Below are 11,796 nucleotides of genomic sequence, written 5' to 3' on the forward strand. Positions count from 1 at the left end.
AACCCCCGCAGCCAATCCCGATAAATCCAAATCAGCTGAAACTTGGACTATACTTCCAATGAACCGGACAGCCGTGGCACAAGGCCGGGCATGACGGAGTGATCCTGCCGCTCAGGCGAAGACGGAAGTCAGGGCAACGTGCATCTTGTCATGACCGGGCTCGTCCTACGAGATTCACACATCTCGTCATATGCGGGCTTGACCCGCGTATCCATCCATCTTCAGGAAGAGTCGTTTCGAAGGGGACGGATTGCCGGGTCAAGCCCGGCAATGACGGCCGAGATGTCTGCGGAGCAGCGCTCACGCACCGCTCCGCATCCGAGGCGCGAGGTGATGCGTGCCCGCGCCCGAACTCAATCCTCCGCCGGCTCGTCGCCGTCAGCGTCGCGCTCCGGGGAGCCTGCGAGAATCTGCTCGGCGATCAAACCGGAGTTTTGCCGGATCGCCGCCTCGATCTTCGCGGTCATGTCGGGATTGGCCTTCAGGAACGCCTTCGAATTTTCACGGCCCTGGCCGAGACGCTGGCTGTCATAGGAGAACCAGGCGCCGGATTTTTCCACGATGCCGGCCTTGACGCCGAGATCGAGGATCTCACCCATCTTGGAGACGCCCTCGCCATACATGATGTCGAACTCGACCTGCTTGAACGGCGGCGCCAGCTTGTTCTTCACCACCTTGACGCGGGTCTGGTTGCCGACCACCTCGTCGCGCTCCTTGATCGCGCCGATGCGGCGGATGTCGAGGCGGACCGAGGCGTAGAATTTCAGCGCGTTGCCGCCGGTGGTGGTTTCCGGCGAACCGTACATCACCCCGATCTTCATCCGGATCTGGTTGATGAAGATCACCATGGTGTTGGACTTGTTGATCGAGGCGGTGAGCTTGCGCAGCGCCTGGCTCATCAAACGCGCCTGCAGGCCCGGCAGCGCGTCGCCCATCTCGCCTTCCAGCTCGGCGCGCGGCACCAGCGCCGCCACCGAATCGACGACCAGCACGTCGACCGCGCCGGACCGCACCAGGGTGTCGCAGATTTCCAGCGCCTGCTCGCCGGTGTCCGGCTGCGAGATCAAAAGCTCGTCGATGTTGACGCCGAGCTTGCGCGCATAGACCGGATCGAGCGCGTGCTCGGCGTCGATGAAGGCGCAGATGCCGCCCTTCTTCTGGCCCTCGGCCACCGTGTGCAGCGCCAGCGTGGTCTTGCCGGAGGATTCGGGGCCGTAGATCTCAACCACCCGCCCGCGCGGCAGCCCGCCGACGCCGAGCGCGATGTCGAGCCCGAGGCTGCCCGACGAGATGGTCTCGATGTCCATCGAGCGGTCGTTCTTGCCGAGCTTCATCACCGAGCCCTTGCCGAACTGCCGTTCGATCTGGGACAGCGCGGCGGACAGCGCCTTGGTCTTGTCCATGGAGGATCCTTCGACGATACGCAGGGCAGAGGGCATGGGTGCTCCTTATGACGGGAATTCGCAGCAGGGACAAACGGCGGGGTGTGAGTCGGGCCTGATGAACCAATGTACCCTTTTTGTTCTCAGTTCGCAATATGTTCTCGAAAATATTTGGGTCTTCATATTCGCGCCCCATCGTCCTCATTCTACCCGCGCAGTACCTCGTCATCGGTAATCATCGTTCGCGCGTAGGCTGGATTGGCTTCGGTGGCACGCCAGGATGGCCGCCGTCTACGCTTGCAATTCGCTCCTCCGACCAACGGGCCATACGCAGGACCTGCGCCGCGGTTTCCGTAGCCAGTGGACGCCTGTTTTGCTGTGCGGAATTGAGTGGCTTTCGCGGTTGCGGGGTATATGGCCCAGTCCATCATCGCCCGATCAAATGGTAACTATCGGTGACCGAGAGTTCTGCACGCTCCCGCCTCTACACGGAGCGTCACAGTGCCGGAATATCGTGTCTACCTCATCGGATCCGATGGCCATTTCTTCAATTCGGTTGCGCTTGAATGCGCCGACGATGAAGCGGCCTCCGAGCGGGCCAAGCAGCTTGTTGACGGCCATGACGTCGAGCTGTGGCGGCGCGACCGTAAGATCGCAACGTTCAATCACAAGCCAAAAATGCAGTTTTGAAATGAACAATTCCGACGGTGCCCTGTCATATAAGCGGGGGAATGTCGTCATGGCCGACAGCAGCGACCGCAAAGAGCTCGAACGGCAGTTGGAGCAAGCGCGCCGGATGGCTGCGCTGCCCGTCGATCCCCTCACCAAAGAGCGCCTGGACAAGCTGGTCCGCGATCTCGAAGAACAGCTTCGATAAGGCCGCTTCAGTTGACGGCCTCGTCATCCCGGCCCGATCGCGACGAAAATAAAACTGTCGGGAGCGGACACATCCGGTACAGTGGACGCATCATCGCCCTGTAACGGCATCCATCGATGACGGAGAGTGCTGCACGCTGCCAGCATCTCGATGCCGAGATCGTGCGATACCGTCGGTTCGCAAACCTGGGTCTCGATTCCCTCACCATGCAACGTATCGCGGGCCTGATCAGGGAATTACAGCAGCAAAAAGCGGCGATGCATTAAGGCCGCCTCAGTCGGCCTCGCGCCGTTCCTGGCGTGGCGGAAACTACAACCGCGAGCCTGGTATGATGCCGGGGATTGCCCGAGGGTATTTCACTCCAGCCCGACGGCCGGCCGGTCAAGGCATGAATCCATGGGTTTTCGCGGCGCCGCGGTGATCGCCGATATCATCGCCGGTCGGCTGTCCCGATATAGAAGCTGACTGCCGGGGGCGATCATGCAGGGGCCGTTCCTCGGCCGGCCGCGAGCGATAGCTGGTCCCGCCGAAAGCATGTAGTCTCCACCTGGTTCTGATCAGGAGCGCCGATGGAGGCGATATGGTTGAAGATCATCAAGGCGTTGACGCTGATAAGCGGCGCTGCGCTGTGTGTCAGCGCGGGTCTGCTGATGTTCGGAACCGGGCCGCCGTCCCCGGATCAAACCCGCGCCGGCACCGCCAGGATGCTGATGGCGGCGCTGGAAAAATACCGCAGCGCCACGGGAGCTTACCCGCTGTTTCCGAACAATCGCATCACCGACCTGAAACCAGCCCTTGTGGACGGCGGTTTTCTCAGCAGCATTCCGCCCGATCCGTCGGATGCCCAACCGATGCGGTATATCTCCAACACCGGAACATCTTATGGAATATTGTCCACCAAAAACCGCCAGCCCTGCCTGATCGAGGTCGGCATAAGCAATACGGGATGGTGGGGACTGACCGCTGCGTCCCTGTGCTCCTATAATTGATCGTTGGCGCAAGGACGTAAAGGCAGCCGCGACGTGGCCAGGAAACTGCCTGCGCGTCGTCCCGCAGCGCCTCAATAGACCGGGCGTGGCTTCCGGGCCCGCCGCGGCGTTGTTTTTGCGCCGGCATAATACGGGTTGATCACGCACGAGGCGGCACGGCCGGACGCCGACATGTTGCACTGTGCGAGCGAGGTATAGGCGCATTCGAAGTAATAGTCGGTAAAGCCCTGGTAGACCTGCAGGCAGACCGGGTATTTCGGATCATAGGTCTGGGCGAGCGCCGGCGTCGCCGTCAAAACCGCGGAGATCGTCACCATCGTCAAAGCCGGCATGCGCATCGCAGCTGCCCCGGAAATTTTCACGGTGCCACCAGATGCAGGACGAAGGCGGCTGCGATACAGATCGCAACAGCGATGATTCCGCCCCGCAGGCGGTCCGGATAGACGCCGGCCGTCAGCATTCCCAGCCCTGCCAATAGCGTGATCTTAACGATTGAAATCATCGTCTCACCGCCGTTTCGCGCGTTCACCGCGGCTTGCCGGGACAACGAGCGGGACATGCGCCAACGGGTTCGACGCTCGACGCGATGTCGTGCCGGTTCTTGCCCGGCGCTGACCATATCACGGCAGCAGCGCCCATACTGGGGCTCCGCAAAAAGTGAAGCCGCCGGGCGAACGCGGGATTGCCGCACCAGTTCGTACTGGCCGTGGCCCTTGGCCTGCGTGTGGGATTATCTTCAAGGGACCGCGGCGAAATTGTCCGCCGGCGTGCGCCGGATGGCCGTTGCCTGAACTGGTGTTGCGGCATATTGTCGAAGCAGCATCCTAACGGGGGGATCTGCCATGAGGACGATGGCCGTCGTCATATCGCTCGCAATATCCAGTATCGCGTTATGGTCCGACGTCACGCCGGCGTCGGCCACCAAAATGAACGGCAATTGCTGCCAGTCCTCCGACGGCGGGCGCTCCTATCGCGCCAAAGTCGCGCTGGCGCGGCTCGCAATTCCGCGCTCCTGCAGCGCCTATGCGGCGTCCTGCATGCGCGTTGCGGTCAGGAGGGGCGACGGAGCCCGGCTGTGCCTGGCGGCCAAGGCGCAATGCCTGCAGACCGGCGTTCATGTCGGTCCCTACAGCGGCATGCAAGTTGCGGGAATGGAAAAGCGATAGCGATCCACGACGGCCGCCAATGCTGGTTGCCTCGCGCTTTTCGGCTTTGCCCCGCGGCGCCCCACCGCCCGCGTCGCGCAGCAACTGGCCATCGATCCGTTAAACGCATCGCGCTGCCGGCGCGAGCGGCCGAGGCGCTTTGAAATTAACTATTAAAGCCTGTTATTGGTCGCAGCCCCGGCGTCGGAGCCATGCCCGGCTGCAACCGATGCCGCGCAAGGAAACGGCCTCAGCGGAGCCGAGGCCGTTAAAGTCTGGGGGAGTCTATCAACACGGACAAGTCGCTCGAGCTGAAATAGTTCCAGGCTTGTTGAGCGGTTGAACCTTTTTCAGGTTCGCGCAGACATACCTTTACTGGGGATTTGAGGGCCCAGTATCTATACGCAGCGCCGCCGGCGATCATATTCCGCCTGGCGGCGCTGTGCGCCGGGAGCGATTGCGCCTCCTCGAGATGACATCTTCATGCTAGTTCACGGCGCTGCCGGTCTTGGTCTTCGGCTTGCCCGCCCCAGGCTTGGGTGCGTCGGTGCCGCGCACGGTGCCCCACGGATCGGAAGAGGTCTTGGCATCGGGTATTTTCCGCAACGATTCCCGATACGCCTTTTCTTTGAGCGCGTCGGCCTCTTTCTCCTCCGGCGTCTTGCTCTTGAATTCGGGCATCAGGTTGATGTTGGGCGACTGGGCATAAACCGGCCCGGACAGTCCGAGCAGCACGGCCAGCGTTGCGGCGCGGAAAACCTTCATGCGGATGCTCCTGAGTTGCGCAACATATCACTGCGATTGCCGAGGCGCCAAGCCGGCACCTAGAGACGATCCGACCTGCAGGATTTGGGCGATTGCAGCCAGTCGTCCCAGATCGGGCCGCACTTGGTGCAGCCATTGAGAAGCAGGCCCAAGGCAATCACGCCGAACACAATTGCCAAACGCCTGAACATGCGCCGCCCTACCCCCGTGCAAGCCGGTATCTTAAGCGTCCGATCGCGGCATTTTCAAGCCAGACCGGGCCCGCCGTGGGCCGGTCCCAGTGCCCTGCGGCGGGAATGCGCATTACAATGACCCGCGATTCATCTGCAACGGGGGACCAGCATTCATGTCATCCGAACAAAAGCCGGCGGAATTCAATCTCGACGAGGCCAAACGCGTGCTCGGCGACGTGTTCGCACCGTGGGTGCAGGATCTCGGGCTTTCCATCGAGAAACTGGAAATTTCCCCGCCGCCGGATGCAGCTTCGGACTGGCAGCCCGGCGCCACGTTGAGGATGGCGTTTTCCGACCGGCTGTGCCGGGCCGGCGGCATCGTCTGCGGCCAAGCGCTGATGGCGCTGGCCGACACCGCGATGGTGATCGCGATCCTCGCGGCCAACCGCGGGTTTCGTCCGATGACCACGGTCGATCAAACCACGCATTTCCTGAAAGCGGTTAGCTCATCGGACGTGCTGGCGGAGGCGCGCGTGGTCCGGCTCGGCCGTACCATGAGTTTTGGCCGGGTCACGCTGTTCAGCGCCGCCGACAACAGGCCGGTGGCGATGGTCGCCAGCGCCTTTGCGATGCTGTGAGCGTCGACGCGGGCCGCCCGGGCCATCTGTTCGGGATCAGAAGTAAACCGATCCTGAATTTGTACGGTTCGATGGAACTGGTTGGATTTAGCGATCCGCAATCTCGGCTTGATAGGCTTGGCGCGGGAACACAACCAAGAGATCACGAAGATGATCGACACCCCGACCGAAAAGAGATCGGCGCCCCGCTATAAGGTCCTGAAGGGCGCAACCATCGCATTTGGCGGCAGCGGCGTCGAATGCACCGTGCGCAACCTGTCAGCGACCGGCGCCGCGATCGACGTTGCAAGTCCCATCGGCTTGCCGCCGTCCTTCATGCTGGTGATCGAAGCCGATCAGTTTATCCGCCGTTGCCGCCCGGTGTGGCGCAGCGACAGACGGATCGGCGTGGCTTTCGATTGACGCGCCCGCTTGCGCCTCAGTTTGTCGCTGGCCTTGTGCGCCGGCGCCAACGCCACGCTGCGATCAGCAACGACGCACCCAACGCCGTCGCGATCGCCTCGCCCCAGAACCGGCCGCCAGGCCGGTCAATGGTGCGCGACCATAGCGACGGCGCCTCGCCGGGCCGCGCCAGCCGGAACGCCACGACGCTGTCGCCGATCGTGGCCCCGGACTCCGAATGGCCGCCGGCGGCGATGACCACATATTGCTCGCCATTCCACGTATAAGTCATGGGATTGGCGACGGCAGGGACCGGCAGCCTGCCCTGCCAGAGCTCGGCGCCGGATCTGGCGTCGAACGCGCGCAGGTAAGCATCCAGCGCGCCAGTAAAGACCAGGCCGCCCGCGGTGATCAGCACGCCGTTGACCAGCGGCGTACCCCATTTGAACGCGATACCAAGCGGCGCGCGGTCTTCGGCGGTGCCGACCGCGGATTGCCAGAGAATTTTTCCCGCCTTGAGGTCAACCGCGACCAGCGCGCCCCATGGCGGCGGGTTGCAAAGAATTCCCAGCGGCGACGTCGCCACCGCGCGCGTCATGGCGAACGGCGCGCCGCGTTGCGGTCCGAAATCCTGCCCTGGCGGCGCCTTGAAATCGACGGCGGCGGCCTGTGGGATCAGCTTGACGATGTTCACCGCCCGCGAGGTGTTGGCATAGAGGACCTGGTTGACCGGATCGAACGCGGCACCGCCCCAGTTCACGCCGCCGCCGGTCATCGGATAGATGATCGAGCCCTGTATCGACGGCGGTGTGTAAAGCCCGTCGTTGCGCGCCGACCGCAGCAGCTTCTCGCAGGCGGAGCCGCGCAACAATGGAAAGGGGTTGAACACGTCGTCGGGCGAGAACGTTTGCGGTACCAGGACCGGCACATGGGTGGGAAACGGCTGCGTCGGCGAAAGCTGTTCGCCCTCGGCACCGCGTTGCGGCACCGGGCGTTCCTCGACCGGCCAGACCGGCTGGCCGGTCGCCCGATCCAGCACGAACACAAAGCCCTGTTTGGTCAGCTGGATGACGACGTCCCGCATCCCCGATTCGGTATCGATACGCGCCAGCGTCGGCTGTGCCGGCAGGTCATAGTCCCAAACATCGTGATGCACGGTCTGGAACGACCACACCAACTGGCCGGTTTCGGCGCGCAGCGCCACGACCGAGTCGGCGTGCTCGTTGTTTCCCGGCCGCTTGCCGCCCCAGAAGTCCGGGCTCGGCGAGGATGTCGGCAGGAATACCAGTCCGAGGTCGTCATCGACCGACATCGGGGCCCACACATTGGCGTGGCCGGCCGCGATACCATTGTGGACAAGCGGATCCCAGTTCCAGCGCGAACGTCCGCTGCGCGCATCGAACGCACGCACCGTTCCAAGCGGCGCTTCGACGCTGCGATTGTCCCCGATCGATGACCCCACCACGATCACGCCACGGCCGATAACCGGCGCCGACGTGATCTGAAATTCACCGGGCACGCCGCGCGGTTCGCCGATGTCGATCCTGATCTCGCCGCCGCTGCCGAAATCGGCGCAGGGCATCCCGGTTTTCGCATCCAGCGCGATCACCCGCGCATCGTTGGTATTCGTGATGATGCGCGAGCGGCACGCCGCATTCCCCGCCGCCTGGTCGTCCAGCCAGTATGCGACGCCGCGGCAATTGTAGCGGTTGGCCATGCGCGCGTCGGTGCTGATCTTGGGATCGAACCGCCATTTCTGCGCACCGGTGGCCGGATCGAGCGCGATGACCTCATTGAATGGCGAACACAGAATGACGCTGTCCTCGACGAACAATGGCGTCGCCTGGAATTTGGTGCGCGCCATGACCTGCGGGACGCGAAGGTCGATGTCGCCGGTACGGAATTGCCATGCCCTGACCAGGCTGCCGACATTGGCCGGTGTGATCGCGGCAAGCGGGGAAAACCGCGTCCCGCCGCGGTCTCCGCCCCAATGCTCCCACGCCAGCGCCGGCGCCGCGGCGAAGACAAGGAGAGCGAACAGGCCAGACAGTCTTCGCATGCCCTTTATGACCGCAACACGCCTGGCCGCTATTTCGATTTCTTTGCGGCGTCCGTGGGCCGCGCCACCCCCCACGGATCGTATTTTTCCTTCGGCTCGGGTATTCGTTCGAGTGCGGCCTTGTAAGCCTTTTCGTCGACCGCCGGACGCTTCTCTTCGCTCTTTTTCGCGTCGCCCTGATGCCGCTTCTGGTTGACCTGGGCAGAGGCAGGCACCGTCAGCAAGGCCAGCGCCATCGCAGTCGTGAAGGCTTTCATCGCCGTTTCCTCGGTTCCGTCGCCGGCTGATGTCGCAATCGAATGATGGCAAGCCTGCGGCCCGAGCGGCACGATAACCTATTCCGGGGCCGATTTCAGCGATTGTTGATCGGCAGGGCCCCCGGCTTTCGACACAAAGGCGGGTAATTTTAACCGGCACGGGATAAAACGGCGGGATGTGGCGGGTGGTACTTGCAGCGGCGGCGATGGCGGGCGCAACAGCTTTGGCAGGCTGCGGCTCGGTCGACAGCCATGCCGCATTTCCCAAAGTAATGCTGGCAAAAGAGAGCGAGCCGCGGCAACTCGACCCGCAACCTGACGTCAAGCGGCTGGTTCGCGACAAACTGGATTCGGTATTCACCGCGGCGTCGCATCCGCGCCATGTCCGGGTGTCGCCGCCGCGCCGCGAACCTAACGGGCCCGGCTGGACCGCCTGCGTCAAAGCCGAAGTTACATCCGTCGTCGGCCGGTCGCTGGGCACGCAAACCTATCTCGCCACCATCAGCGGCGGCGTCATCCTCGATCGCCGCCGCGTCGGAGCCGATGATAATTGCGCCTCGGAGACGTATGAGGGGATCTAGGCGGCGTCCCATGGTGAACGTCGTGTTAAGAATACCGCTCGAATTACCCACGCAAACCAACGCTATTTCCAACATTTTCCAATAGCGTTGCACCTGCATTTGCACGAATGCAGGGGAAACGGGACGTGGTCGAACTCGCAAATCCAGCAACCGTCCGGCATGCATCGATAGCCGAAGCGGCGCCGAAACGGCGGGCGAAGGTGTCGCCGGATCGACCGATGATGCTCGGCGCCGTGGCCTTCGACCGGTGGCGCATGCTTGCCGATCGCGCCATCGAGCCGAACGGTTATTATCTGCCGGACTGGGCCTTGGCGATCAACGCCACCGCACGCGGCCGCACCGGCGTATCCGCGCTGTGCGCATGGAGCGACGCCGAGCCCGGCGCGACCCTGATCGGCTTGATGCCGGCGATCTCGCTGCGGCGTGCAACTGGAATCCCCCTGCCCGCGCTGGTAAGCGCCGATCCCTACGGGACGCTGTGCACGCCGCTGCTCGATCGCGAAATCCCCGACGAAGCAGCCACGCGACTGATGCGGCAGGCCCGCGAGGCCGGCGCGCATGCACTGATCCTGCGCAACGTCACGCTCGACGGCGCCGTCATGAAAAGCTTCGCAGCCGTGCTGGCGCGATGCAACCTGCGTCTGCGTCTGCTGCAATCGCATGCGCGCGCCTGCCTCGACGCGACGCAGGATGCCGACGAGCTGCTGCGCGACGCCCTGGGCTCGAAGAAGCTGAAGGAACTGCGCCGTCAGCGCCACCGGCTGGCCGGGCACGGCGACGTCGGTTTCGACGTGGCGCGGGCACCCGACGCTGTCGCGGGCGCACTCGAGACATTCCTCGGATTGGAAGCCAGCGGCTGGAAAGCCAGGCGCGGCACGGCGCTGGCGCAAGACGGCGGCGACGCCGCGTTTATCCGCCGCGCGGCCGTGCGGCTGGCCGAGCACGGACAGTGCGAGATCGTAACGTTGCGTGCGGGCGATACGCCCGTCGCGGCCGCTGTTCTGCTGCGGCATCGGGACCGCGCGTTCTACTTCAAGCTCGGCATCGACGAGCGTTTTGCCAAATTCTCACCTGGCATGCAATTGACCGTCGACATCACCCGGCATCTTTGCGCCGATGCGGCGATCACGATGGCCGACTCGATGGCGGCCGCGGACCATCCGATGATCAATCCGATCTGGCGCGGCCGGCTTGCGATTGGCGACATGCTGATCCCGCTTCGACGCAACGACCCCGTGGTGGCGCTGATCCACGCCGCCATGAGTATAAGAAAACACGTCCGCGAGCCTGCGCGCCACGCGGTTCATCTCATCCGCAGACTCCGTGGGAAACGCAAATGAACGCCGTCACCGGAATAGCGCCGCTCATATCGGCCGATAACGCCGCGCTGCGCCGCGACTTTCCGCTCAAACCCTTCGCCATCCGTCACAAGCTGGCGGGACATCCGCTGCTGACGCTGCCCCGCATCGCCCAGCTGGCCTCGGAATTGCCGCGCGATTTGATCGAATATAATTCCGGCCAGGCCGCAATCAGCCAGGATCCGGATGCGATTGCGTCGGTCGATCTCGATCCGGTCGAGGTGGTGAAGCGGATCGAAACCGCCGGCGCCTGGATGGTGCTCAAGCGCGTGGAGAAGTCGCCGGAGTATCGCAAATTGCTGGAAGAGGCGTTGCTGTCGGTCGCCCGTGCGCGCGGCTTTAACAGCTTGGGTGACGCCGGCTTCGAGCAGGTCGAGGGTTTTATGTTCGTGTCGTCGCCGAATTCGACAACCCCGTTCCATCTCGACAGCGAGGATAATTTCTTCGTCCAGGTCCAGGGCGAGAAGTTTTTCACCATTTTCGACAACAACGACCGCGCCATCGTCGCCGACGACGAGATCGAGCGCTCGATGACCAAACACCGCAACCTGAGATACGACGAGAATTTTGCCCCGCGCGGCACGGAATTCCATCTGTTCGCGGGAGACGGCTGCTACGTGCCTTACCAATGGCCGCACTGGGTGCGCACGGCGGGTTCATACTCGATCTCGCTGGCGATCACCTGGAAGACGCGCGAAGTCCGCCGTCTCAACGACCTGCATTTCTTCAATTCGATGCTGCGCGGCATCGGTCTGCCGCAGCCGCCGCCCGGTGTGCAGCCGGCCCGTGACGCGATCAAGCTGGCGTTCTACCGGAGCGTGACCACCGCGATCAAGCCGCTGCGCGGCTCGCTTGCGGCGCGACGTCTGCTCCGCCGCATCGCGCTCGGCAAACGAGCGAATTATTATCTGAAAGGCGCGTGAGCTGTTCCTTCCGGGACGTACGCTGCGCCGCGTCCGGCCGTCATTGCCGGGCTTGACCCGGCAATCCATCCGCTTCGAAACAGACTCTTTTCGAAGATGGATCGATGCGCGGGTCAAGCCCGCGCATGACGAGAGAGGGTTTAATGCGGTGCTGGTTGAGGTGTTACAATCGAGTCGCTAATCCGCCCTGTGAAGCTCAAACGGCGTTCACGCACTTGTGAATGTATACCTATCCCCACCTCTCCAAGCTCGCTTATGCTGACCGTGT

The 11,796-nt window shown here is 63.2% G+C and carries 15 protein-coding genes; 9 read left to right on the forward strand and 6 right to left on the reverse strand.

What is annotated here, in order from left to right; all coding sequences use genetic code 11:
• Positions 1 to 353 precede the first annotated feature (353 nt).
• Complete coding sequence (recA, locus tag ACFE72_RS23455) at positions 354 to 1,439, reverse strand: recombinase RecA (protein WP_375415524.1); 1,086 nt, start codon at positions 1,437 to 1,439, stop codon at positions 354 to 356.
• 444 nt (positions 1,440 to 1,883) lie between these two features.
• Here recA and ACFE72_RS23460 point away from each other — a divergent pair, with 444 nt between their 5' ends.
• The 3 genes from ACFE72_RS23460 to ACFE72_RS23470 all read left to right on the forward strand — a co-directional run bounded on the left by ACFE72_RS23460 (position 1,884) and on the right by ACFE72_RS23470 (position 3,248).
• Complete coding sequence (locus ACFE72_RS23460; protein ID WP_375415525.1) at positions 1,884 to 2,072, forward strand: hypothetical protein; 189 nt, start codon at positions 1,884 to 1,886, stop codon at positions 2,070 to 2,072.
• Between the two features lie 49 nt (positions 2,073 to 2,121).
• Positions 2,122 to 2,259, forward strand: a complete 138-nt coding sequence (locus ACFE72_RS23465) for a hypothetical protein (RefSeq protein WP_375415526.1) — start codon at positions 2,122 to 2,124, stop codon at positions 2,257 to 2,259.
• Positions 2,260 to 2,828: 569 nt separating this feature from the next.
• Positions 2,829 to 3,248, forward strand: coding sequence for a hypothetical protein (locus ACFE72_RS23470; protein WP_375415527.1), 420 nt, complete (start codon positions 2,829 to 2,831; stop codon positions 3,246 to 3,248).
• A gap of 71 nt (positions 3,249 to 3,319) precedes the next feature.
• Here the strand turns inward: ACFE72_RS23470 and ACFE72_RS23475 are convergent, their stop codons facing one another.
• Positions 3,320 to 3,580 (reverse strand): DUF3551 domain-containing protein, encoded by a 261-nt coding sequence (locus ACFE72_RS23475; RefSeq protein ID WP_375415528.1) that lies wholly within the window; start codon positions 3,578 to 3,580, stop codon positions 3,320 to 3,322.
• Between the two features lie 26 nt (positions 3,581 to 3,606).
• Complete coding sequence (locus ACFE72_RS23480) at positions 3,607 to 3,750, reverse strand: hypothetical protein (RefSeq protein ID WP_375415529.1); 144 nt, start codon at positions 3,748 to 3,750, stop codon at positions 3,607 to 3,609.
• 340 nt (positions 3,751 to 4,090) lie between these two features.
• Between ACFE72_RS23480 and ACFE72_RS23485 the strand changes: the two genes are divergently transcribed.
• The gene (locus ACFE72_RS23485; RefSeq protein ID WP_375415530.1) at positions 4,091 to 4,414 is read left to right on the forward strand and encodes a hypothetical protein; all 324 of its coding nucleotides are present in this window, start codon (positions 4,091 to 4,093) and stop codon (positions 4,412 to 4,414) included.
• Positions 4,415 to 4,879: 465 nt separating this feature from the next.
• Here the strand turns inward: ACFE72_RS23485 and ACFE72_RS23490 are convergent, their stop codons facing one another.
• Entirely contained in the window at positions 4,880 to 5,158 is a 279-nt protein-coding gene (locus tag ACFE72_RS23490) for a hypothetical protein (RefSeq protein ID WP_375415531.1), read from the reverse strand.
• Positions 5,159 to 5,504: 346 nt separating this feature from the next.
• Here ACFE72_RS23490 and ACFE72_RS23495 point away from each other — a divergent pair, with 346 nt between their 5' ends.
• Together ACFE72_RS23495 and ACFE72_RS23500 are read left to right on the forward strand one after the other, a co-directional pair.
• Positions 5,505 to 5,969, forward strand: a complete 465-nt coding sequence (locus tag ACFE72_RS23495) for a PaaI family thioesterase (protein WP_375415532.1) — start codon at positions 5,505 to 5,507, stop codon at positions 5,967 to 5,969.
• Positions 5,970 to 6,119: 150 nt separating this feature from the next.
• On the forward strand, positions 6,120 to 6,371 hold the full coding sequence (locus ACFE72_RS23500) for a PilZ domain-containing protein (protein WP_375415533.1): 252 nt from the start codon (positions 6,120 to 6,122) through the stop codon (positions 6,369 to 6,371).
• Positions 6,372 to 6,387: 16 nt separating this feature from the next.
• On the opposite strand, the gene ACFE72_RS23505 is transcribed toward ACFE72_RS23500, so the two are convergent.
• Entirely contained in the window at positions 6,388 to 8,409 is a 2,022-nt protein-coding gene (locus tag ACFE72_RS23505) for a pyrroloquinoline quinone-dependent dehydrogenase (protein WP_375415534.1), read from the reverse strand.
• Between the two features lie 29 nt (positions 8,410 to 8,438).
• Positions 8,439 to 8,666, reverse strand: coding sequence for a hypothetical protein (locus ACFE72_RS23510; RefSeq protein ID WP_375415535.1), 228 nt, complete (start codon positions 8,664 to 8,666; stop codon positions 8,439 to 8,441).
• Positions 8,667 to 8,842: 176 nt separating this feature from the next.
• Between ACFE72_RS23510 and ACFE72_RS23515 the strand changes: the two genes are divergently transcribed.
• From ACFE72_RS23515 to ACFE72_RS23525, 3 genes are all read left to right on the forward strand, one after another.
• Positions 8,843 to 9,247: a hypothetical protein gene (locus ACFE72_RS23515; protein ID WP_375415536.1), complete on the forward strand. Its 405-nt coding sequence runs from the start codon at positions 8,843 to 8,845 to the stop codon at positions 9,245 to 9,247.
• A gap of 125 nt (positions 9,248 to 9,372) precedes the next feature.
• Entirely contained in the window at positions 9,373 to 10,587 is a 1,215-nt protein-coding gene (locus ACFE72_RS23520) for a GNAT family N-acetyltransferase (RefSeq protein WP_375415537.1), read from the forward strand.
• Entirely contained in the window at positions 10,584 to 11,528 is a 945-nt protein-coding gene (locus tag ACFE72_RS23525; RefSeq protein WP_375415538.1) for a JmjC domain-containing protein, read from the forward strand. The genes ACFE72_RS23520 and ACFE72_RS23525 overlap by 4 nt, the downstream gene beginning before the upstream one ends.
• The last annotated feature ends 268 nt before the right edge of the window (positions 11,529 to 11,796 follow it).

This window comes from uncultured Bradyrhizobium sp., from assembly GCF_964252615.1.
Lineage (GTDB): Bacteria > Pseudomonadota > Alphaproteobacteria > Rhizobiales > Xanthobacteraceae > Bradyrhizobium.

Bases quoted from the DNA above. Each gene is read 5' to 3' on its own strand.
- ACFE72_RS23490 (WP_375415531.1), bottom strand. From the start codon at position 5,158: ATGAAGGTTTTCCGCGCCGCAACGCTGGCCGTGCTGCTCGGACTGTCC.
- ACFE72_RS23525 (WP_375415538.1), top strand. From the start codon at position 10,584: ATGAACGCCGTCACCGGAATAGCGCCGCTCATATCGGCCGATAACGCC.
- ACFE72_RS23510 (WP_375415535.1), bottom strand. From the start codon at position 8,666: ATGAAAGCCTTCACGACTGCGATGGCGCTGGCCTTGCTGACGGTGCCT.
- ACFE72_RS23480 (WP_375415529.1), bottom strand. From the start codon at position 3,750: ATGATTTCAATCGTTAAGATCACGCTATTGGCAGGGCTGGGAATGCTG.
- ACFE72_RS23470 (WP_375415527.1), top strand. From the start codon at position 2,829: ATGGAGGCGATATGGTTGAAGATCATCAAGGCGTTGACGCTGATAAGC.
- ACFE72_RS23500 (WP_375415533.1), top strand. From the start codon at position 6,120: ATGATCGACACCCCGACCGAAAAGAGATCGGCGCCCCGCTATAAGGTC.
- ACFE72_RS23475 (WP_375415528.1), bottom strand. From the start codon at position 3,580: ATGCCGGCTTTGACGATGGTGACGATCTCCGCGGTTTTGACGGCGACG.
- ACFE72_RS23465 (WP_375415526.1), top strand. From the start codon at position 2,122: ATGGCCGACAGCAGCGACCGCAAAGAGCTCGAACGGCAGTTGGAGCAA.
- ACFE72_RS23485 (WP_375415530.1), top strand. From the start codon at position 4,091: ATGAGGACGATGGCCGTCGTCATATCGCTCGCAATATCCAGTATCGCG.
- ACFE72_RS23505 (WP_375415534.1), bottom strand. From the start codon at position 8,409: ATGCGAAGACTGTCTGGCCTGTTCGCTCTCCTTGTCTTCGCCGCGGCG.
- ACFE72_RS23495 (WP_375415532.1), top strand. From the start codon at position 5,505: ATGTCATCCGAACAAAAGCCGGCGGAATTCAATCTCGACGAGGCCAAA.
- ACFE72_RS23515 (WP_375415536.1), top strand. From the start codon at position 8,843: ATGTGGCGGGTGGTACTTGCAGCGGCGGCGATGGCGGGCGCAACAGCT.
- recA (WP_375415524.1), bottom strand. From the start codon at position 1,439: ATGCCCTCTGCCCTGCGTATCGTCGAAGGATCCTCCATGGACAAGACC.